25 protein-coding genes and 1 riboswitch are annotated in these 21,451 nt (G+C 44.7%); of the genes, 20 read left to right on the top strand and 5 right to left on the bottom strand.

Going from position 1 to position 21,451, the window contains the following annotated elements; all coding sequences use genetic code 11:
- Positions 1-793 precede the first annotated feature (793 nt).
- Together FTV88_RS13925 and FTV88_RS13920 are read left to right on the top strand one after the other, a co-directional pair.
- On the top strand, positions 794-2,821 hold the full coding sequence (locus FTV88_RS13925) for a methyl-accepting chemotaxis protein (RefSeq protein WP_162008068.1): 2,028 nt from the start codon (positions 794-796) through the stop codon (positions 2,819-2,821).
- A 46-nt stretch (positions 2,822-2,867) separates the two neighbouring features.
- Entirely contained in the window at positions 2,868-3,080 is a 213-nt protein-coding gene (locus tag FTV88_RS13920) for a hypothetical protein (RefSeq protein WP_153726167.1), read from the top strand.
- Positions 3,081-3,192: 112 nt separating this feature from the next.
- Here FTV88_RS13920 and cysK read toward each other — a convergent pair whose 3' ends face one another.
- On the bottom strand, positions 3,193-4,122 hold the full coding sequence (gene cysK / locus FTV88_RS13915) for a cysteine synthase A (RefSeq protein ID WP_153726166.1): 930 nt from the start codon (positions 4,120-4,122) through the stop codon (positions 3,193-3,195).
- Between the two features lie 247 nt (positions 4,123-4,369).
- A riboswitch (SAM riboswitch) is annotated at positions 4,370-4,472 on the top strand.
- A 74-nt stretch (positions 4,473-4,546) separates the two neighbouring features.
- On the opposite strand from cysK, the gene FTV88_RS13910 reads away from it, so the two are divergent.
- The 6 genes from FTV88_RS13910 to FTV88_RS13885 all read left to right on the top strand — a co-directional run bounded on the left by FTV88_RS13910 (position 4,547) and on the right by FTV88_RS13885 (position 10,809).
- Positions 4,547-5,677: a trans-sulfuration enzyme family protein gene (locus FTV88_RS13910; RefSeq protein ID WP_153726165.1), complete on the top strand. Its 1,131-nt coding sequence runs from the start codon at positions 4,547-4,549 to the stop codon at positions 5,675-5,677.
- 45 nt (positions 5,678-5,722) lie between these two features.
- The gene (locus FTV88_RS13905) at positions 5,723-6,868 is read left to right on the top strand and encodes a trans-sulfuration enzyme family protein (RefSeq protein WP_153726164.1); all 1,146 of its coding nucleotides are present in this window, start codon (positions 5,723-5,725) and stop codon (positions 6,866-6,868) included.
- Between the two features lie 131 nt (positions 6,869-6,999).
- Positions 7,000-8,073, top strand: a complete 1,074-nt coding sequence (locus FTV88_RS13900; RefSeq protein ID WP_153726163.1) for a sulfate ABC transporter substrate-binding protein — start codon at positions 7,000-7,002, stop codon at positions 8,071-8,073.
- 8 nt (positions 8,074-8,081) lie between these two features.
- On the top strand, positions 8,082-8,909 hold the full coding sequence (cysT, locus tag FTV88_RS13895) for a sulfate ABC transporter permease subunit CysT (protein ID WP_207707883.1): 828 nt from the start codon (positions 8,082-8,084) through the stop codon (positions 8,907-8,909).
- Positions 8,909-9,709, top strand: coding sequence for a sulfate ABC transporter permease (locus FTV88_RS13890; protein WP_153726162.1), 801 nt, complete (start codon positions 8,909-8,911; stop codon positions 9,707-9,709). The genes cysT and FTV88_RS13890 overlap by 1 nt, the downstream gene beginning before the upstream one ends.
- A complete protein-coding gene (locus FTV88_RS13885) occupies positions 9,706-10,809 on the top strand; it encodes an ABC transporter ATP-binding protein (RefSeq protein ID WP_153726161.1) in 1,104 nt (367 codons plus the stop codon). The genes FTV88_RS13890 and FTV88_RS13885 overlap by 4 nt, the downstream gene beginning before the upstream one ends.
- Before the next feature lie 3 nt (positions 10,810-10,812).
- Here the strand turns inward: FTV88_RS13885 and FTV88_RS13880 are convergent, their stop codons facing one another.
- From FTV88_RS13880 to FTV88_RS13865, 4 genes are all read right to left on the bottom strand, one after another.
- On the bottom strand, positions 10,813-11,037 hold the full coding sequence (locus FTV88_RS13880; RefSeq protein ID WP_153726160.1) for a YgaP-like transmembrane domain: 225 nt from the start codon (positions 11,035-11,037) through the stop codon (positions 10,813-10,815).
- Between the two features lie 151 nt (positions 11,038-11,188).
- Positions 11,189-11,452, bottom strand: a complete 264-nt coding sequence (rpsR, locus tag FTV88_RS13875; RefSeq protein ID WP_153726159.1) for a 30S ribosomal protein S18 — start codon at positions 11,450-11,452, stop codon at positions 11,189-11,191.
- A gap of 49 nt (positions 11,453-11,501) precedes the next feature.
- A complete protein-coding gene (gene rpsF / locus FTV88_RS13870; protein ID WP_153726158.1) occupies positions 11,502-11,801 on the bottom strand; it encodes a 30S ribosomal protein S6 in 300 nt (99 codons plus the stop codon).
- A gap of 123 nt (positions 11,802-11,924) precedes the next feature.
- On the bottom strand, positions 11,925-12,134 hold the full coding sequence (locus FTV88_RS13865; RefSeq protein WP_153726157.1) for a cation transporter: 210 nt from the start codon (positions 12,132-12,134) through the stop codon (positions 11,925-11,927).
- 325 nt (positions 12,135-12,459) lie between these two features.
- On the opposite strand from FTV88_RS13865, the gene FTV88_RS13860 reads away from it, so the two are divergent.
- The 12 genes from FTV88_RS13860 (at position 12,460) to FTV88_RS13805 (ending at position 21,440) form a co-directional block, all read left to right on the top strand.
- Positions 12,460-12,933 carry an ATP-binding protein gene (locus FTV88_RS13860; RefSeq protein ID WP_153726156.1) on the top strand — a complete coding sequence of 158 codons (474 nt, stop codon included), beginning with the start codon at positions 12,460-12,462 and terminating at the stop codon, positions 12,931-12,933.
- Positions 12,933-13,433, top strand: a complete 501-nt coding sequence (locus FTV88_RS13855; RefSeq protein ID WP_153726155.1) for a chemotaxis protein CheW — start codon at positions 12,933-12,935, stop codon at positions 13,431-13,433. Before FTV88_RS13860 ends, FTV88_RS13855 begins: the two co-directional genes overlap by 1 nt.
- Before the next feature lie 56 nt (positions 13,434-13,489).
- A complete protein-coding gene (acpS, locus tag FTV88_RS13850) occupies positions 13,490-13,924 on the top strand; it encodes a holo-ACP synthase (RefSeq protein ID WP_162008067.1) in 435 nt (144 codons plus the stop codon).
- Complete coding sequence (locus FTV88_RS13845) at positions 13,915-15,462, top strand: NAD(P)H-hydrate dehydratase (protein ID WP_153726153.1); 1,548 nt, start codon at positions 13,915-13,917, stop codon at positions 15,460-15,462. Before acpS ends, FTV88_RS13845 begins: the two co-directional genes overlap by 10 nt.
- A 13-nt stretch (positions 15,463-15,475) precedes the next feature.
- Positions 15,476-15,946: a CBS domain-containing protein gene (locus FTV88_RS13840; RefSeq protein WP_243137176.1), complete on the top strand. Its 471-nt coding sequence runs from the start codon at positions 15,476-15,478 to the stop codon at positions 15,944-15,946.
- Between the two features lie 16 nt (positions 15,947-15,962).
- Positions 15,963-17,114, top strand: coding sequence for an alanine racemase (gene alr / locus FTV88_RS13835; protein ID WP_153726152.1), 1,152 nt, complete (start codon positions 15,963-15,965; stop codon positions 17,112-17,114).
- 117 nt (positions 17,115-17,231) lie between these two features.
- Positions 17,232-17,501 (top strand): CopG family ribbon-helix-helix protein, encoded by a 270-nt coding sequence (locus FTV88_RS13830; protein ID WP_151620922.1) that lies wholly within the window; start codon positions 17,232-17,234, stop codon positions 17,499-17,501.
- 5 nt (positions 17,502-17,506) lie between these two features.
- Complete coding sequence (locus FTV88_RS13825; protein WP_153726151.1) at positions 17,507-17,860, top strand: type II toxin-antitoxin system PemK/MazF family toxin; 354 nt, start codon at positions 17,507-17,509, stop codon at positions 17,858-17,860.
- A gap of 53 nt (positions 17,861-17,913) precedes the next feature.
- Complete coding sequence (locus FTV88_RS13820; protein WP_162008065.1) at positions 17,914-18,645, top strand: gamma-glutamyl-gamma-aminobutyrate hydrolase family protein; 732 nt, start codon at positions 17,914-17,916, stop codon at positions 18,643-18,645.
- Positions 18,646-18,731: 86 nt separating this feature from the next.
- Positions 18,732-19,733: an asparaginase gene (locus FTV88_RS13815; protein WP_162008064.1), complete on the top strand. Its 1,002-nt coding sequence runs from the start codon at positions 18,732-18,734 to the stop codon at positions 19,731-19,733.
- 15 nt (positions 19,734-19,748) lie between these two features.
- Positions 19,749-20,897 carry an amidohydrolase gene (locus FTV88_RS13810; protein WP_153726148.1) on the top strand — a complete coding sequence of 383 codons (1,149 nt, stop codon included), beginning with the start codon at positions 19,749-19,751 and terminating at the stop codon, positions 20,895-20,897.
- A 111-nt stretch (positions 20,898-21,008) separates the two neighbouring features.
- Positions 21,009-21,440 (top strand): response regulator, encoded by a 432-nt coding sequence (locus FTV88_RS13805; RefSeq protein ID WP_162008063.1) that lies wholly within the window; start codon positions 21,009-21,011, stop codon positions 21,438-21,440.
- Positions 21,441-21,451 lie beyond the last annotated feature (11 nt).

Below are 21,451 nucleotides of genomic sequence, written 5' to 3'. Positions count from 1 at the left end.
AGGCGAATAAAAATGCTAAGATGTAACTCAATTCACAAGAAAAACAAGTTTTGGTCCTTGAAAATCAAACAGTTGTAAACAAGTCAAGCGTGCGAAATTGTCCAAGCTTTCGGGCTTGCGACAAACCAATCAATTCTGAGAACTTTTGCAGATTCGGTGATGGTTTTTAAAAACCTTCATTATAAACACAAAAGTTATCAAAAAAAAGTCAAATATGTAATAAAAGTCGAAGATATGTAAAGAAACGATATAGGATTTGAAGGCCTGACCCCACCACAAGGTAGCTATATTCGTGTTAACCCCCCATGCCCGGTTGGGCACAACCATTTGATGAAAATCAGCTTTTCCTGATTACGTTGGGGTTACTTTGTGCAGGGGCCTGGTCATCACGCTTTCCTCCGCTCTGGACTGGTCCCACGCTGTTACCGCCAGCAAGCTGGCGACAGCTGAGGTCCCAAGTCCCGCTGCGGAAAGCGTGATGCCCAGGCCCAGAGGGCTTTTTACTGATTGTTACTTTCCGTTGACATTGCTTTGCGCAACTTTCTGCGATATATACGCAACTGCCTATTGTATTTGTATTTGCAATAGGCCAAAACGCAGTCACAATCAGTAAGATGTACCTGGGACAGGCGTTATGACTTCCTGGAGAGAGGACTTCAGACCTCAGCCATCGGCAGCTTGCTGCCGCTTATGGCGTGGGATGAGTCCGTTCGGAAGGAATTCATAACGCCTGTCCCCACCACAAGGTAGCTATTTTGATGTTATACTACAATAAATGAAAGAAGCGATGCCTATGAATCACTATTTACAAAGCTTACAAGTAAAGCTCTTACTACTCGTCTTAGGAATTTTATTCGTAGCAACAACTGTCTTCGGGCTTTTCTCTGTTTTCACGGCTAGCGATCGCTTTGAACGGTTTTTTGTAGAACGAATTGAAAAAAATCTAGAAGGCCTAGAAGAACTTTTGCGAATCTATGAGAGACAGGCAATGGCTCATAGTAACAACTTAGCCAAGCACCCTCTCATTATGGAAGGCGTTCAGCAAAGAGACTTTACGTACCTGCTAGAAGTGACAACACCCTTGATGGAACAAGGAAAACTTGATTACCTTGTCATCACAGACCCAGAAGGCAACGTCATTATTAGGACCCATGAGCCAGAGCGGATCCCTGCAGCAGATGATAATATTTCGAACCAAACCAATATTCAGCAGGCTTTACAAGGCAACGCTTTTGTAGGAATTGAAGAGGGGCGTGTTGTCAGGCTCTCTGTTCGAGCGGGCACTCCCATCTATGATCAGGAAGGGCAACTGATTGGAGCTCTTTCTACGGGCTACGTGGCCAGTCAAAATTACATGGTCGATCAAGCACAACATATGTATGACGCTGTTTTCAGTCTCTTCTTGGGGTCGGAGCGAGTGGCGACAACCTCTGAAGATGAGCAGGGGAAACGACGACTCGGCACGGAGATACAAAACGATGAGATAACACAGGTCGTACTTGGGGAAGGTCGAATTTTTGTTGGTATGAATGCCTCTTTTGACAGCAACTTCATCACCGGCTACATGCCTTTGCAAGGTGCCAGTGGTCAAATTATTGGTATGATTGGAACGGCAATTCCTCGTGCCGAGATTAGAGATATTCAAGTTGCCTTGGTCCTTCGGACTACTGTGGCCGCCCTTGTTATTTTTTCTGCAGCTGCCTTTCTTGGACTCTTTTTTGCCCGCCAGATTGTGGCACCAGTAAAAGAATTACAAAATCTCATGGCCCAGGCAGGTGCTGGTGACTTAACAGTACAAGGGACAGTTCGTTCTAGCGATGAAATCGGAGATTTAACCAATTCTTTTAATCAGATGATCGAAAAGCAGTCCACTGTCATTTCTCTAGTTCGTCAAAGTGCTGATGAACTAGCAGCAGGCTCTGAAGAAATGGCTGCTTCAACGCAGGAAGTCACTGCGGCAACGGAAGAAGTAGTCATGAATATTCAAGAACTTACGGAAGATGCAGAGAAAGGCAACCAGGCTACCATGGATTCTTCCGAAGTACTGTTAGAACTTTCTTCGCTGATTCAAATTGCGAAGAGCAAAGCTGTTGCAGCGGCCGACTATACGGGAGACTCTTTAAAAGCTGCTGAAAAAGGGAAAAATACTGTTGAAGAAACAGTAGAGCGAATGGACAAGATTAGAAAAAAGACCGTAGAGACAGAAGAGCAGATTGCAACACTGAATCACTACTCCAAGCAAATTAGCATGATCACAGAAACCATTACCAACATTGCAGGACAAACGAACTTGTTGGCGCTGAATGCAGCCATTGAAGCAGCACGAGCCGGTGAAGAAGGACGAGGCTTTGCAGTTGTTGCGGAAGAGATTCGCAAGCTTGCAGAACAATCCAGTCGAGGCGCAGAAGACGTGGCAGCGCTGGTAAAAAAAGTAGAGCAAAACACAAAAGCTGCTGTAGAAGCGACGCAAGAAAGCCGTGATGAAGTAGAGCAAGGGGTTGTTGTCGTTCGAAAAGCTGGAGAGGCACTACAACAGATTTTAATCACTGTTAAAGAAGCGGAAACAGCAGTGCAAGATATTGTAGATCTAACAGCAGAAGAAGTGGCAAGCTCCGATAAGATAGTTTCTCTAATTCACTCTGTGGCGACTTCCATCGAAGAAACATTCAAGAAAGCGCAATATGTAGCCTCCTCTGCTGAAGAGACTTCTGCTGCCATGGAGACCATCTCAGCCGCTACAGAAGAAGCTAGTGCGATGGCCATGGAATTAAAAGCAGTGACAGAAAGCTTTAAAGTTAAGAAAGACAATAAAGAAGCATGAGCCACCTTTTCTTCGGAAAAAGTAAAAAAGAAAAGGAGGCGTTATAATGAATCATCAACACCAAAAAGGCGAGAATGGCTATCACAACCAGGCAGAACAAAGTGACAAAAAGAAAGACCAGCCTTTGCAAAATCATGAACTAACCAATTTACCATCAGCCGTTGACCCCGATAGTTTACAAGGAATTCCATCTGACCCTGGTATGGCTACGATTGAAGAGCATGATACATTACCAGAAATCTCGAAAGATCCCCGCTAACGCACGATGTACCTGAGCAATTTCTAATAGGATGACAAAAAAAGAAAGAGTTCGCCCCGCAAATCCAATGATTTGGTGAGGGTGAACTCTTTCTTATCTTTACGTAAAACACTTACGCTTCTGTAAACAGTACAGTGCTCAAGTAGCGTTCGCCCGTGTCAGGAAGGACAGCGACGATGCGCTTCCCAGCATTTTCAGGACGCTTGGCTATCTGGAGAGCTGCATAAGCAATAGCACCTGCGGAAATGCCTACGAGCAAGCCTTCTTCTTTGGCCAGTCTACGACTTGTAATCAGAGCATGATCGTCTAAGACCGTAATGATTTCATCGACTACATCAAGGTTGAGTACAGGAGGGACAAAGCCAGCTCCAATACCTTGGATTTTGTGAGGGCCTGGTTTTCCACCGGAGAGTACTGGAGAAGCTGCAGGTTCTACAGCAACTACTTTTATGTTGCTGTTATATTTTTTCAGTGTCTTACCAGCGCCTGTGACGGTACCACCCGTACCAACACCAGCAACAAAAATATCGATGTTTCCTTCTGTATCTTTCCAGATTTCTTCACCGGTTGTTACTTCATGAATGGCTGGGTTAGAAGAGTTGGCAAACTGTTGTAGCAAGACTGCATTTTCAATGGTCTCGGTCAATTCTTCTGCTTTACGCACAGCGCCTTTCATGCCTTCGGCACCAGGTGTTAGTACGAGTTCAGCGCCGTAGGCACTCAACAAGTTTCTTCTTTCTACGCTCATTGTTTCTGGCATTGTGAGGATAAGCTTATAGCCTTTGACGGCAGAAATCATAGCCAAAGCAATGCCCGTATTGCCACTTGTTGGCTCAATGATGACGGAACCTTCTTTGAGCAATCCTTTTTGCTCGGCATCTACAATCATATTCAATCCGATACGATCTTTCACACTGCCACCAGGATTGAATGATTCTAACTTAGCGATGACTTCTACATTGTCAGCCTCTACAATGCGATTCAACTGCACCATCGGGGTTTTTCCAATTAGCTCACTGACGTTATTTGCTATCAAAGCCATAACAAAGTCACTCCTTATGCTTTTAATCCCAACTAATCATATCGGATATTAACGATATCTCTTGAGTTCATGATACTGGTAATAGAGTGCTTTGTCAATACATGCTTTTGACAATTTATTGCTAACTCGCCATGCTCCCACCACAAAGTAACAATTAAACATTTTAATGTAACCGCCATGCCCGTGCAAAAAAGTCTTGACCTTTTAAGAATTAGCGCTTACTCTAATATCTGGAACTGCATATGGTCTCTTATCAAGAGTGGCGGAGGGACAGGCCCTGTGAAGCCCGGCAACCGGCAGAAATACTGCAAGGTGCTACATCCTGCGGGGATCACCCTGGAAGATAAGATCGCAAGCAAGACAAGGTCTTCTCTTCAACAGGGAAGACTTTTTTTAATGTAACACAAGAAGGAGGATGCGGTACATGCGCATAGAGACTTTACTAGCTCAACTAGGGAATGGAAAAGATCATACTGGTGCTGTAAGTTACCCGATTTATCCCTCTGCCACCTTCCGCCATCCTGCTTTAGGGGAAAGCACAGGTTATGACTATAGCCGTTCTGGCAATCCGACAAGACAAGTCTTAGAAGAAGCAATTGCTCAACTAGAGAAAGGGAAAAGGGGACTTGCGTTTTCTTCAGGTATGGCTGCCATTGCCAACTGCTTGTCTATCTTTGCGCCAGGTGATCACATCATTTTTTGTCAAGATTTATACGGTGGGACCTATCGATTGATGGAACAAATCTACAAGCCTCTAGGCCTTACAGCTACCTACGTTGACACTCGCTGGAGCCACAAAATTGCTGACGCCGTTACAGAAAAGACAAAAGCCATTTTCGTAGAGACGCCTACGAATCCGACAATGCATATTACCGATCTGCGAGCACTTAACAAGTTGTGTCAGGAGCATTCCTTGCTTCTTATAGTAGATAACACGTTTATGAGTCCTTATCTGCAGCAACCCATTGAGTTAGGAGCCCATATTGTTGTGCACAGTGGAACCAAATACCTAGGAGGGCACAACGATGTGGTAGCAGGCCTTGTTGTTGCAGCAACGGAAGAACTCGGTGAAAAGCTGTACTTTATGCAAAATGCCATTGGTGCTGTCTTAGGCCCCTTCGATGCATGGCTCTTGCTTCGAGGCATGAAAAGCTTGGCCTTGAGAATGGAACAAAGTCAGACCAGTGCACAAAAAATCGCCCAGTGGTTACAAGAGCACAAGGCAGTTGAGCAAGTCTATTACCTAGGATTGCCTGGTCATCCTGGTAGAGACGTTCATTTTGAACAAGCACGTGGCGCAGGCGCCATGGTTTCTTTTGCCGTTCGCGAAGAAAAAAAAGTCGAAGAAGTGTTATCTCGCGTTCAACTGATTTCTTTTGCTGAGAGTTTAGGTGGTGTGGAATCGCTGATCACCTTTCCGGCTCGCCAAACCCATGCTGACATTCCAGAAGAATTGCGACAACAAACAGGTGTTACATCGACGCTCTTGCGACTTTCCGTAGGTATTGAGAATGTAGATGACCTGATCGCCGATCTGGAGGAAGCTCTAGGCTAATTAATTCAAAGTGGGATAGCTAGAATAGAGGAAGGACAGAGAAAAATGAAAAAAGCAACGCAAGTGATTCACACCGGTGTAGAACCGGAAAAACATACAGGTGCATCGAGTGTGCCAATTTTCATGGCTTCTACCTTTCACCAGAAGGATATTGATGAAATCCCGCCTTATGAATATTCTCGTTCTGGCAATCCCACCAGAGAAGCCGTGGAAATATCCCTTGCTACGCTAGAAGGTGGAACAAGGGGCTTTGCTTTAGCTTCTGGGATGGCAGCCATGACGACTGCGATGGCCCTCTTTGGCGCCGGCGATCATGTAATTGCTTCCCGTGACATTTACGGCGGCACCTATCGCCTTCTTTCTAAAGTTTGGCCTCACTTTGGTGTGGAGACAACCTTTGTAGATGCCACAGACGTAGAGGCGATTGCCAAAGCGGCTCGCCCCAACACAAAAGGCTTGATTCTAGAATCGCCTTCTAACCCTACGATGGCGATTACCGATATAGCAGGCGCTGTTGCTCTGGCCAAAGAAAGAAAATGGCGTACTATCATTGACAATACCTTTATGACGCCCTATCTGCAACAGCCCCTTAATCTGGGCGTCGACGTGGTTGTACACAGTGCCACGAAGTTTTTAGGTGGACATAGTGATCTTGTTGCCGGTGCCATTGTTGTCAAAGATGAAAAGCTAGGAAAAGCAATTTCTTTTTATCAAAACGCCTTTGGCGCCATCCTTAGTCCTCATGATAGCTGGCTCTTGCTCAGAGGCTTAAAAACGCTAGCAGTTCGCATGGAAGCTTCTCAAAAAGGAGCAGAAATCGTTGCTCGTTATCTGGAAGGACACAAACAAATCGAACAAGTCTACTATCCAGGTCTAGAAAGTCATAAAGGCTATGAGTTACAACAAAAGCAAGCAGCTGGGCCAGGCGCTGTGCTATCCTTTGATCTAGGCAGCCGAGAGAGAGTCAAACAGTTTCTTAGCCAGGTAAAATTGCCGCTCGTTGCTGTAAGCCTAGGCGGCGTCGAGTCGATTCTGTCTTATCCCACGACCATGTCGCATGGTGCTATGGAGCCGGAAGAACGAATCAAAAGAGGTATTGGACCTGGACTCTTGAGGCTCTCTGTAGGTTTAGAGGACCCCCAGGATCTAATCGATGACTTAGAACAAGCCTTACAAAGACTAGATAGATAAGAAAAAATAAAATCCATATAAGATATAAAGAACCCCCCGATGTTCTTCAACATACTATGAAGACCAATACGGGGGTTTTTTCTTTGCCTTCCACAGATAGATAGATAGATAGATAGCGAGGTGAGAATAGATTGAAAGAAAAAAATAAAAGTTTAATAAAAAAACTAATTTATTGCGTGATCTTTTTTTTTACCCTTGCCTTGGTCGCTACGGCTTGTTCGATAGAAAGTAAAAACGTTAACAGAAAAGAAAAACCGAATGAAGTAGTTCTAACCTTATCAGCCTACTCTGTTGTAAAAGAAGCATTAGAAGGCGAAGTAATTCCTGCTTTTCAAAAATACTGGTTGGAGGAAAAAGGTGAGCAAGTAACCATTCGACAATCCTATGGTCCTTCGGGAGCCCAGGCGCGAGCCATCGTAGGCGGCTTACGAGCCGATATTGCTTTTCTTGCACTGGAAAATGATATGAATTTGATTGCTGAAAAAGGCTTGATCACAGAGCCTTGGAAAGAGAGAAACTATGGCGGCATGGTAACACATTCACTCGTTGCCATTGGCGTACGACCTGGTAATCCCATGGGAATCCAAGATTGGTCTGACTTAACGCAAGAAGGCATTGAAGTCATCTATCCCAGTCCTAGAACGTCTGGTGGCGCCATGTGGATCATTAATGCCATATACGGCTCTGCGCTCATCGAAAGCGAAACAGCAACAGGGGAGCCAGATTCGCAAAAAGCGCTACAACGTCTTCAAGCGATTCAAGAAAGAGTACGTGTTATGGACAAAAGCGCTCGAGAATCGATGACAACGTTTGAACAGGGGCTCGGTCACCTCATCGTCACCTATGAAAATGAACTCTTGCTGCGCAATCGTGAAGAAAAACTGTATGACATCGTCTATCCAAAAGCAACAATTCGAATTGAAAATCCGATTGCAATTATAGATAAAAACGTAGATAGAAAAGGAAACAGAGAAGTTGCCGAAGCATTTTTGGATTATTTATGGAGTGAAGAAGCGCAACAAATCCTTGCTACCTATGGCTTCCGACCGGTACATGAAGAAGTGATAAAGGCAAGAAAAGACCAATATGTAGAACCGGAGTTGCTCTTTTCCATAGACTATCTTGGTGGTTGGGATGAAGTAAGAAAGAATCTTTTTGGACCACATGGCGCTTGGACCCAAATTATTGAAAGCAAGGGGAGGTGAAAGGGGACTTGAATCGATTGCAGACTGGAACAAACTACAATTTAACGGCTCTAGCATTGCGTAGCATTCTATTTGGCTACCTTTTACTGTTGATTGTGCTCCCTCTGAGTCATATTTTTGCCGAAGCTTTCCGAGAAGGATGGGCTGGATTCTGGCACTCAATTAATAAGCCCGATGCTACCTTTACGTTGTTGTTTACCTTTTTCTTAGCTCTCTTTACAGCGATTGTTAACGCGATTGCAGGTACTTTTGCCGCCTATGTGCTCGTTCGTTATCCTGTAAAAGGAAAAACAATTCTTAATTCTCTCGTCGATCTCCCTTTTGCCATACCTACAGCTGTCAGTGGTTTAATGCTTTTAATTCTTTATGGTCCACAAAGTCCCATTGGATCTTGGCTTTCCGAACGGGGCATTGACATTATCTATGCTGTTCCGGGCATTCTCCTGGCAATGATTTTTGTCACCTTTCCCTTTTCTATCCGAGCTGTGCAACCCCTTTTAATGGAAATGGGCAAGGATAAAGAAGAAGTGGCTCATACCCTCGGCGCAAGTCGATGGCAAACTTTTCGGAAAATTACGTTGCCTTCGCTCTGGCCGGGTATTGCTTCAGGATTTTCATTAACCTTTTCTCGCGCTTTGGCGGAATTCGGATCGATTGTTATTGTGGCTGGTAACATTCCCTTGCAAACACAAGTCGCTTCCGTGTACATCTACGGAGAAGTAGAAAGCTTTAATCTGCTAGGCGCTTCGGCTGTATCTGTTGTTTTGCTCTTCTTTTCTTTTAGCTTGCTTTATCTTCAAAGCCGCTGGTTTGCTGGAAAAGGTAGGGACGGCTGATGAAAAAAAACAGAATTTTCGCCGGTCTTTTGTATGTCTGGTTTACCCTTTTTTTAATTGCTCCTGTAGGTGCTTTGGTCGTAGGAACAGTTGGTTATGGGCTCGATAGTTTCTGGCATGAAATAACAAGACCGGAAGCCATTCATGCATTGAAGTTAACTTTTATTATTACCGTAATTGTTCTTTGTATTAATACCCTTTTAGGGCTACTGACGGCCTATGTCATGACAAGACAAAAGTTTTGGGGTCAGAATTTTATTAACGGCTTGGTGGACCTTCCCTTTGCCGTATCTCCAGTCATTGCAGGCTTAATGATCTTATTGCTCTATGGACCACAGGGTATAATTGGAATGTTTTTCAGCGAAATGACCTTTTCCATTATCTTTGCCTTACCGGGTATGATCATTGCTACACTTTTTATTACCTATCCCTTTATGGTGCGCGAAGTAATGCCTTTATTACAAGAAATGGGTAAAAGTCAAGAAGAAGTGGCCTACACACTCGGCGCCTCACGATGGATGACTTTCTGGAAAGTAACTTTACCGTCAATCAAGTGGGGCGTTTTATATGGCATGGTTTTAACAATCGCCCGTTCTTTGGGAGAATTTGGAGCAGTGCTGGTCGTTTCTGGCAATATCATTATGGCCACGCAATCGGCAACACTGTATGTGTACCAGGCCGCTACGGACTTTAATATGGCAGCTGCTTTTGCTGTATCTTTGGTGCTAGCAGGCACTTCTTTTGTGATATTGATTTTTCTTGAATTATTAAAGCGCAAGAAGGGAGTGATAGAGTCATGAGTATTGTAGTCAAAAACGTAGTCAAAAAATTTCCAGGTGGAACGGAAGTCCTCAAAGACCTATCTTTTCAACTGGAAGAAGAAGAAATGACAGCTTTATTAGGTCCTAGCGGCAGTGGAAAAACGACCTTATTGCGAATTATTGCAGGACTAGAACAACCCTGTGCAGGAGAGATTCATATCATGGGGAAGCGAGTCGATCTCTTGCCACCGCAGCAACGAGGCATTGGCTTTGTCTTTCAGAACTATGCTCTTTTTCAACACATGACAGTCTATGATAACATTGCTTTTGGCCTCAAGATTAAGAAAAAAGATAAAGATACCATTCACGAAAAGGTCTTTATGTTTTTAGAGAAAATGGCTCTACAAGGCTTAGAGAATCGTTATCCCCATCAATTGTCAGGGGGACAACAACAACGAGTCGCTTTAGCAAGAGCACTTGCATCGGAGCCTAAGTTGCTTCTTTTAGACGAACCTTTTGCGGCCGTTGACGCCAAGCTGCGCAAAGAGTTACGGCAGTGGATCGTGAAGCTTCATGAAGAATTGAAGTTAACAAGTATTTTTGTAACGCACGATCAACAAGAAGCCTTAGAAGTGGCTGACAGAGTGGCTGTCTTTAACCTAGGGAAACTAGAGCAATTGGGGACACCAAGAGAAATTTACCATCGTCCTGCAACACCTTTTGTGGCGAGTTTTGTTGGTGATGTTAATTACTATCGAACGAAAGTAAAAAATGGCAATGCAGATCTTGGTGCCTTACAGATTCGAGCTTACAGGCTGATAGAAGGCAGCGACGTTGAAGTAGTAATCCGCCCAGAAGATGTCCGTATAGAACCTTATCATGAGAAAGCCGATGTGAAAGCACAGGTACGCCAAACAACCTTTCTAGGTGACTTTTTCAAAGTAGAAATGGTCATAGCCGATCAACAAAGCATAATTGCCACAGTTCCAAAAGAACAGGGCTGGGTGATCCAGCCCCAAGATTGGGTGTCGGTAAAAATCATCTCAAGCAAACTCTTTACAAAAGAGCGAACACCAGCCTTAACTTTGCTTCAGAAACGAAAAGACATTGAAGATCTCGGTCAAGCAGCACAAGCATAACAATTACTTCAAGGCTGCTTTTAGGCTAGAATAACCCAGAAGATCATAGACAAAGCAGTAGCCTAAAAGGCCTTGGATCATTTGCCAGAGTCCAAGCGATGCAATCAGAGTTTGCGTGATTGGAGCAGACACAGGGAAGAGGAAGGCTAACAGCAACAACTGAGCACCCAGAAAAAGGCGAATCAAGCGATCGATTTGACCCACATTGGGTTTAAACTGCAATTGCATGTTGACACCACTCCTTTCTCTGCGACCTTTTTATCTAAGAGTGTGCCCCTTTGAGTGGTCATGATGTTACAAAATAAAAAGCAAAAAAAACAAAAAAAAGGCACTGCAGAGAATCTATCTCTACAGTGCCTTTTTTTCAACGGCGAACTTATTACTCGTTCGTCGTAAAAGGTAACAAAGCAACGTGGCGGGAACGCTTAATCGCTTGTGTTAACTGGCGTTGATGCTTGGCGCAGCAACCGGAAACACGACGAGGTAAAATTTTACCTCGCTCCGTAATATACTTACGCAGCTTGCCCACTTCTTTGTAATCAACAGCGTCGATTTTATCGACACAGAAGAAGCAAATGCGGCGGCGAGGACGACGGCCTCTACGACCGCCTCTGCGCTCTGGCTTTTCACTTCGATCTTGCATGATAACCCTCCTTTACCCTTCAGTGTACAAGATGGTCTGTTGAACAGTGCTACTTCGCGTTCTTTTCTTCCATACGAATGACCAAGAAACGAACGATGTCATCAGAAATCTTCATAACACGCTCTAATTCTTGCGCCACAGCAGGTTCTCCTTTGAAGTAGACGAGAACATAGAAGGCTTCTTTGAGCTTGTTAATCTCATACTGAAGCCTGCGCTTGCCCCACTTGTCAACTTTGACGATCTCGCCACCCTCTTGGGCAATGAGGTTCGTAAACTTGTCCACTACAGCTTGAAAAGCTTCTTCTTCAAGATTGGGGCGAACTAAAATCATCGCTTCGTAATTCCGCAAACCAGGCACCTCCCTTCGGACAAATGGCCCTATCTCTACGGATAGAGCAGGGATTGATGGCTTTAAGCCACATTTTTATAATATAGCATTATAAAGTATTTTTAGCAAGCCTTTCTGCGCAAATTAATCAAGTACTTCGTATCCTTCCTCTTCAATCAACTCAATCAGTACTTCGGGTGCGGTCTTTTCAGCATCAAAGCGGATGGTCACGGTACCTTCTTCCAAAAAAACAGCAACCTCTTTAACACCTTCAACCTTTTGAAGAGCGCCTTCTACGGCAGCTTTACAATGACCACAAGACATACCTTCTACATGAAGCGTTAATTCTAACATTGAGAAACCTCCTAAAAAATATGATTAAATTGGGCAGCACAGCCATTTCGGCTGCTGCTGAAGGGAGCATAATGTAGGGTAACTATTAAGAAAAGGCAAAATATAAAAAGGATTTACTGTGTTAAATATCGAAATAATTGTATTATAAAAGTACAAGAGGATACTGCTCCAGATCCAGAGTATTACTTGATGAGGGGGGCAGAATGTTGAGCTCCAAAAGGAATCAAGGACGCTGCCTGTCTCATAGCTTAGATAGAACCTTCTTCCATTCTGTGGCAGGAGCCAGAGGTTCTAGCAACGAGGCGGGGAAAGCAGGAATGAAGCAATGATAGCAAGAAAAGAGCTTTATTTTGCCAGCAGTCGGTTTAATGTTGAAAAAATTGTCAACGAGGTTATCGAAGATATCAAAGATCTTCCTTGGGATAAGGGCGACCTAGACTTCATTAAGCTAGCTATGATCGAAGCATTGGTAAACGCCGTCGTTCATGGGAATAAAGAATGTTTGAATAAAAAAGTAAGACTGGCTTATGAAGTGAAAGAAGAGGCTTTACACCTAGAGATTTCTGACGAAGGCAAAGGTTTTTCTCCCAAAGAAGTGGGAGAACTGGATTTATTGAGTGAATCAGGTCGAGGTATTTTGCTTATCAATGCATCGATGGACGAAGTTTCCTATAACGAAAAAGGGACTACGATTTACATGACTAAGTATATACCACAAAAAGTTACTTTGCCATCCTATGACAAAAAAGCTCTATACGAGCAGAATCCGCTTTCCACTTCTGAGAGGAGGAAATCATAATGAGTCAAAGTAATAGTGAAACGACAGAAATACAACTCGTTGTCTTTAAGCTAGGCTCTGAGGAATATGGCGTTCCCATCACGCAGGTCCAAGAGATCAATCGACTGATGACGCCAACGAAAATACCACAAGCACCGCCCTTCGTAGAAGGTATTATCAATTTACGGGGAAAAATTATTCCGGTTATAGACTTGAAGAAGCGCTTTGGCTTAACCCTTGCCGATCATACGGCCAATACACGCATTATCGTGATTAACATTGGCGAGAACACCGTCGGCGTGATCGTAGATGCTGTTACAGAAGTTCTGCGCCTCTCTACAGCAGCCTTAGAGCCACCTCCACCGATGATTAGCTCCATTTCTGTTGACTACCTCAAAGGCGTAGGGAAGGTAGGCGAGCGTTTGCTCATATTGCTCGATCTCGATAAAATTTTATCAGACAAAGAAAAGGAACAATTATCGGCTTCAGAAGCATGTGCAGGGAATACGAACAAAGCCTAGAAAGGATGGCTTTAGAACTAGGTTTTTCCTCTGTACAGGGTGGTCATACTAGGCTTATGAAAAAGGTTAACTTTTCCATTCTTGCAGAGGCACCCCTGCATATTGGTTGTGATATTGTAGAGATCAAGCGCATTCAAAAAGCAGCGGAGCGACATTCTCGCTTTTTATCAAGAATTTTTACAGATGCAGAGAGAGCAGAATGTCATCAAAAAACAGATCCATGGCCCTCTTTCGCAGCACGCTTTGCTGCCAAAGAAGCGGTCATCAAAGCGATGCCTGGTGACTTCATTCCTGCTTTTGATGAAATTGAAGTCATTCGCCCTCACCAAAAAGGGAAACCTCAAGTTCATTTTCGTGGAAAAACGAAAGAGTATATCGATTCTATAGGCTGGAAAGGTTGGTCTGTCAGTTTGTCTCATGAAAGAAGTCATGCTATGGCCGTTGTTTTGTGCTGGCATGACGATCCAAAGAGGTCAGAATCATGCGAGTAGTAACAGCTGCTGAAATGAACCGCATGGACCAAAGAGCCACAGAAGAGTATGGGATTCCTTCTCTATTGCTTATGGAGAATGCAGGTATAGAAGTTGCGAAGCAAGTTACCAAGCTCTTAGGAGGTACCTGTGAAGGTAAAAGTATCTTAATCCTCTGTGGAAAAGGAAGCAATGGAGGGGATGGCTTCGTTGTAGCGCGCCATCTTCTAAACAAAGGCGCCGACGTGAAGCTGTTCCTACTAGCCCCCGAAAGAGATGTACGAGGCGATGCTCTCACCAACCTAACCATTTACAAACGAATGGGCGGGAAAATCTACGCCTTAATGGATCAGAAAGATCTCAATGCGTTGCGAATGGGCTTGTTATCAACCCATCTTGTCGTAGATGCAATTTATGGCACAGGCTTTTCCGGTACTGTTCCAAAACTAATTACACGAGCCATAGAGATGCTCAATGAGCTGGCTTTGCCAACCCTTGCTGTCGATGTACCCTCTGGTCTTGAAGTCAATACAGGAAAAATTAGCAATATCTGCTTGAAAGCAACTATGACCGTCACATTTGGCCTGCCCAAGCTGGGGCTGCTCTTAGAGCCTGGTGCATCTGTTGCAGGAAAACTTGTTGTGGTCGATATATCTATCCCAAGAGATTTGCTAGACAATCCTTTGCTTACTCGAAGGTTATTGACCTCAAAAGTTTGCAAAAGCTGGTTACGTCAGAGAGACCCTGAAGCGCATAAAGGAAATTTTGGCCATCTTTTGATCATGGGGGGCAGCAATGGCATGGCTGGGGCCATCACCTTAACAGTACAAGGTGCTTTGCGTTCCGGTACAGGAAAAACGACCGTTGCTGTGCCAGAGGGCATTGCCTCCTACGTCATTCCCCAGGTTTCTGAAGCCATGAGCTTGTCTTTATCGGCTCCCCAAGGTCGATTGGAAGCTTCGGCTTTGGAGGGCAAATCTTTTGATTCTTTTACCAGTTTTGTAGTAGGACCTGGTCTGGGTCGTTATGGCGAAGCTGCCCTCTTTCTACAAGAATTTCTCGAAAAAACAAAGGGACCTGTCGTTATCGATGCCGATGCACTCATGGCTCTCGAAGGTAACATAGAAAGTCTGGCGGCAGCCCAGGGGCCTCTCGTACTTACACCACATCCGGGCGAGATGGCTCGACTTACAGGCTTAACGATAGAAGAAATACAACAGAACCGTCTTCAAGTCGTCACCCATTTTGCAAAGGACTGGGGCGTAACCATCGCTTTAAAAGGTGCTCGAACTTTAATTGCGACTGCTGAAGGTGAACTATTTATCAACCCCACAGGCAACCCTGGCATGGCGACGGCAGGCAGTGGTGATGTGCTGGCAGGCGTTCTAGGCAGCCTGTTAGCACAGGGCTACAGCCCAGCACAAGGCGCTGCACTGGCTGTATATGTCCATGGTTTGGCTGGTGATATTGCTGTAGAATTGTATGGACATAAGGCCATGAAAGCAGGCGATATTGTCGCATCTTTGCCAGCAGCCTGGAAAAGAATCGAAGAAGATTGATGGTGGTGTTTTTGTGAGTCCCCAAACAATAAAAGCGTCTCAAATCATGACGCGTGAAGTGTATTCTGTCTACGGAGATAGCCCCATTAACGAAGTAGCCAAATTGCTCACAGAAAAGAAAATCAGTGGTGTCCCTGTTATCTCGAGTAAAGGAGAAGTCATCGGCATTGTATCGGAAGGCGATCTGCTCTATAAAGATCGAGAAGTAAAATATCCTTCCTATATTGCTTTGCTAGGTGGCCTTGTCTATTTAGAAAGTCCAAAGCGATTTGAAGAAGAATTTCGCAAAATGATTGCATTACGTGCCGAAGAGATCATGACCCAAGATGTCATTACTGTAGAAGAAGATACCTTAGTCACCGATATGGCAGCCATTATGACAGAACAACGGATTAATCGACTTCCTGTGGTTCGTCAAGGTAAGCTTGTTGGCATTGTGACCCGGGCGGACATCATCAAAGCACTATCAGAAGAATCCTTATAAAACGGGGGCCACAGGGATGGAGGAGACAGCACAGAAAGGGTATATAGAAAATAGACCTGCCTGGGCAGAAATAAATGTAAGCGCTTTTGCACATAATATAAAATCCTTAAAAAAATTTACCAGTTCTGGAACGCAGTTTTTCGCTGTCTTAAAAGCCAATGGCTACGGTCACGGTGCTGTTCAACTTGCCAAAATCGCTTCTCAAGAAGGTGTCGATGGCATTGTGGTAGCTCTTCTAGATGAAGCAATTGCATTACGAAGAGCCGGTGTAAAGGTGCCAATACTTATCTTAGGATATACCACGCCTGCGCAACTCCCTATCCTTGCTGAAGAAAAGCTAACGCAGACCATATTTACTCGAAAAGCAGCAGAAGAGCTTTCAGTAGCCGCTGTTGCCAGCGGAAAAAAAGTCAAAGTACATCTCAAAGTAGACACAGGCATGAGCCGTGTCGGCTTTACAGCACTTCAAGGTCTCTCAGATCTTCTCGCTGTAGCCAGACTTCCTGGACTTGAGATTGAAGGAGTTTTTAGTCACTTTGCCACAGCTGACGAAGAAGACAAAAGCTTTGCCTATTATCAACTAGAGTCTTTTAATATCTTATTGCGGCAACTGGAAAAAGAAGGGCTGCAAGTGCCACTGTGTCATATGGCTAACTCGGCAGCGCTTCTTGAAATACCAGACTCCCACTACAATGCAGTACGAGCGGGCTTGGCCATCTATGGACATTACCCTTCTCCTGCAAGCGCGACCAAAATAGACTTACAGCCTTTAATGACAGTAAAAGCAAAGATTGTCCAAGTCAAAAAAGTAGCCGCTCAAAGTCCCATTAGTTATGGTTGCACCTATCGTTGTCCACGAGCAACCCGTGTTGCAACGGTTCCACTCGGTTACGCCGATGGTGTACCAAGGGTTCTCTCTGGAAAAATAAAAGCGTATGGAAAAGGAAGCATGATTTGCCAGGTAGGACGAATATGTATGGATCAGATGGTTTTTGACATTGCCGATGCCCCGCTTGAAGAAGGTGATGAAATCATTCTCCTAGGTCAAGGTTCGGAACCAAAAGCTTTGCCTGAACTTACAATGGAGAAATGGGCGCAATTGTCTGGTACGATTTCTTATGAGATCATGACTGGGATTTCTAACAGAGTGCCCCGTATCTATCGCTGATTGTCATAGATACAATTATTTGGATGATTCTGCTTGTATAAACCCTCTTGCTTTCATGGGTACAATGTTTATATAATGGGTAGTACGAGAGCGGAATTTCCCTGGGAGGTGCACTGCGTGCCCGATTTAAAACGCATTCAGGTTACCTTGCCGGAAACGTTGTTGACAGAACTTGATCGAGTATTGATGGCCGAAAAGATGAACCGCAGTCAACTGATTCGGGAAGCTGTTAACCTGTATATGATTGAGCACAAACGAAAGGTGTTACGTGACCAGATGCGTCGTGGATATATCGAAATGGCCCGAATCAATTTGGAGTTAGCCTTAGAAGGGTTTACAGCTGAGGTTGACGTCGAGCGATTGTTTGAGGCTAGGCTGGCTAGGTAAGTAAGATGGCCCATATACGTCGCGGAGAAGTCTACTACGCAGAACTGAACCCTGTAGTTGGCTCAGAGCAGGGAGGTACCCGCCCTGTTCTGATCATTCAAAATGACATCGGCAATCAATATTCACCCACTACCATTGTGGCAGCTATTACGTCTCAGATCAGCAAAGCCAAGTTGCCGACCCATGTTGAAGTGCCATCGAGCAGAAGCGGGCTAGATCGGGATTCAGTCGTACTGCTGGAACAGATTCGAACCATCGATAAGACTCGGTTGCGTGAAAAGATTGGATTACTAGACGAAGATATGATGAGCAAGGTTGCGCAGGCTCTAGAAATAAGCCTGGGTCTGATCGATCTCTAACACCATCCGCTCGGGACATCCCGGGCGCTTTTTTTATGGAGGTGTTCGTTCCAATGAAACCATTGGTCCTCATCACACCCTCATTTGAAAGAGGTCGTCTCATAGTCCGTCGTGAATACCTACAAGCCTTACAAGAAGGAGGCTTGCTCCCCTGGCCCATATCCATTGAAGGAATTGAAGAAGTAGAATCTTATTGTCAACAAGCCCAGGGCCTTGTCTTATCTGGTGGTGGTGATGTCGATCCCATCTACTATCACCAACAACCGCATGCTGCTTTGGGAGAAGTAGATCCCGAAAGAGATCGCTTAGATTTTGCTGTTTTAGCCCAGGCACTGCAAAGAAAAATGCCCGTTCTAGCCATATGTCGAGGCTTACAAGTCTTAAACATTGCCCGAGGCGGTACGCTGATTCAAGATATACCACGGCAAAAACCATCTGCTTTGCGTCATCAACAAAAATCTCCACGTTGGCATAAAAGTCATAACATTGACATTGTGGAACGCTCCCAATTGCATCAGATATATCGTAATGGAACAGGACAAGTGAACAGCTTTCATCATCAAGCCATTGATCGTCTCGGAAAAGGTCTTCAAGCTGTCGCCCACTCTGCTGATGGCATCGTTGAAGCGATAGAAGGGCAAGGTGAATCCTTTATTATGGCTGTCCAATGGCATCCTGAAGATCTTTTCCGCAATGATCAAGAAGCAAAAGCCTTGTTCCGACTCTTTGCGGAAGCTTGCAAGCAATACAAGCGGTGCATTTTTTCGCAAAATGGGGAAGCATAAGATAACAAAAGAATGACTGGGGCTTTCCCTGCCACAGAAAGACAATGATCCTGCCTAGAACCATAGATATCGAAAGGAGCCAGGACATGAGCACCTTACTTGTAGAAGTTACGAGAGGACCCATGGTAGAAAATCGTCATTATGGATCGATCGTCGTCGTTGATCAAGATGGTCGTACCGTAGCTCGAGCTGGGCAGGGAGGCATCACTTATATGCGATCCTCTTCAAAACCGCTCATGATGATACCGCTCGTAGAAAATGGCGGCATGGAAAAATTCAATTTCACGGAAGAGAACCTGGCGATTTTTACGAGTTCTCATACAGGGGAAGAAGAGCATCGCCACTGGGTCCTTGATAGCATTCAGAAAATTGGCTTAGAAGAGACAATGCTGGCTTGTGGGACCCATCGACCTTTTGATCGTAAAACGGCAGAAGCTTTGTTAAAAGCAGGAGAAAAACCAACGCTACTACACTGTAACTGTTCCGGTAAACATACTGGTGTTTTAGCCTACTGCTTGCTTCAGGGCTATCCCTTAGAAAACTATGTCTCTTCCGAGCATCCTGCTGAAAAAGATATACTAGCAGCCGTTGCTTCGCTTGCTGAACTAAGACCCGAAGAAGTTATTATCGGTGTCGATGGCTGTGGCATCCCTGTATATGGCATGCCGCTGGAAAATATTGCATACGCTTTTGGACGCTTTGGCCTTGCTAGCAGTGGCTCAGAAAGACGAAAAAAAGCTTGCGCAAGAATTGTGAAAGCCATGGTAAATCATCCCTTTTTGGTAGCCGGAACAGGACGGTTAGATAGCGATCTTATGACAGTTACCAAAGGCGCCATCGTCGCCAAAATTGGTGCCGATGGTGTCTATGCCTTGGCTGCCCCGGAGAAAGGTTGGGGCATGGCTGTCAAAGTAGCCGATGGTAATATGAATGCGTTAGGACCCATTGTCCTTGAAGCATTGAGTCAACTGGGCTTACTGACGGCAGAACAACGGGAAGCCTTGGCTCATCATGATACCAAAATAATAAAAAACAACTTACGTGATAAAGTAGGCGAGATGAGAGCCGCATTTACTTTAGAGTCATAGTGAAGGAATGCAGAGATGAAAAAAATCATATACGGCGCTACCATTAAGACAATGAAGGGCGAAACGATTGAAGAAGGACTACTTGCTTTTAATGAGCATGGAATTATTACTCATGTAGGACCTTGTCCACCTCTGACAACGCTTGAAGAAGAGGGAGAAATCATCGATGGCCGTGGCTTTTTATTACTACCGGGCTTTATCGAAGCGCACTGTCATGTAGGGCTGCTGGAAGAAAATGCGCCCATCGAAGGCAACGACTTGAATGAAACATCCGATCCTATAACCCCGCAGATGAGAGCGCTAGACGGAATTAATCCTTTTGATCCCGCTTTTGAAGACGCTCTCACAGGCGGGGTCACCACTTTATGTATTTTACCAGGCAGTGCCAATATCATTGGAGGACAAGCTGTTGTTATGAAAGCAGGTCAGCAAAGCTTTTCTCAACGTGTTGTCAATGAAAAAAGTGCCATCAAATGCGCCCTTGGCGAAAATCCAAAGCGAGTCTATGGTGAAAAGAACAAAGCACCTATTACAAGAATGGCTTCAGCTGCCTTGCTAAGAGAAGCTTTAACAAAAGCAAAAAGATATCAGCAAAAAAAAGCAGCACCTGAACAGGATGTGGATCTACGTTGGGACGCACTGGATCTTCTTTTTGAAAAAAAAGTACCCTTGCGTGTACATGCCCATCGAGCCGATGATATTCTTACAGCACTGCGCATCGCGCAGGAGTTTGACCTTACTCTGGTGATTGAACACTGTACAGAGGGTCATCTCATTGCAGCAGAATTGGCCCAAGCCGGGGTAGCAGCTGTCGTTGGACCTTCCCTTGTCCATCGAGCCAAAGTGGAAATGAAAGAAATTACGCCTCGGACCGCTGCAGTTTTAGAAGAAGCGTCCGTTCCTTTTGCCATTATGACAGATCACCCCGTTATTCCAATCCAGTACTTACCCCTCTGTGCAGGCCTTGCTGTGAAGCATGGCTTAGAGGAAGAAAGGGCTTTGCAAGCCATAACCATAGGCGCAGCAAGAATTCTAGGTCTTGAGCACCGTTTAGGAACCTTAGAAGTCGGAAAAGAAGCGGATCTGGTCCTTTGGGAGGGTCACCCTTTTGACAGTCGGAGTAAAGTAGCAAAAGCATGGATTGCTGGAAAGCAAGTGCTCTAAGAAAGGACTTCTAAAAAATACATAAAAAAAGAAGGAAATTGATAAATCATGACGAAATGGGAAATAAAAGGCAGTTATTGAAAGCCTTCTTTTTTTACGGAGGTGATTCCAGTGAGTGTGGAAATCGATGCCAAAACCATTCTCGTAGTGGATGATCAACAAGGTGTTCGATCACTATTACAGATTATATTTCGAGAAGCAGGCTTTAATGTATTGACAGCTGTTAATGGTTTAGAAGCCGTCGATATCGTAGAAAAGAATCACCCACCGATTGTATTGATGGATGTCCGGATGCCAGGGCTTGATGGATTTCAATCCATGCTTAGAATGGTAAAAGCGAGCCCCTCTATCAAAGTCATTCTGATGACGGCTTATACCGATGAAAGTCTTGTCCAACGAGCTTTGCGTGAAGGCGCTGTAGACTGTTTGACCAAGCCTTTTGATGTATACAGTATCAGTAGCCGCGTAGAGCAACTATGGCAATCTATTCTAATAGAGAGAAAAGAACAGAGTGGGACCGTGAGCCAGGAAGCTTTTCGTTAAACCTCCTTATC

The sequence above is a fragment of the Heliorestis convoluta genome, from assembly GCF_009649955.1.
Lineage (GTDB): Bacteria > Bacillota > Desulfitobacteriia > Heliobacteriales > Heliobacteriaceae > Heliorestis > Heliorestis convoluta.
Note: the sequence above shows the minus strand (reverse complement) of the source record. Positions and strands in the feature narration are given on the sequence as shown.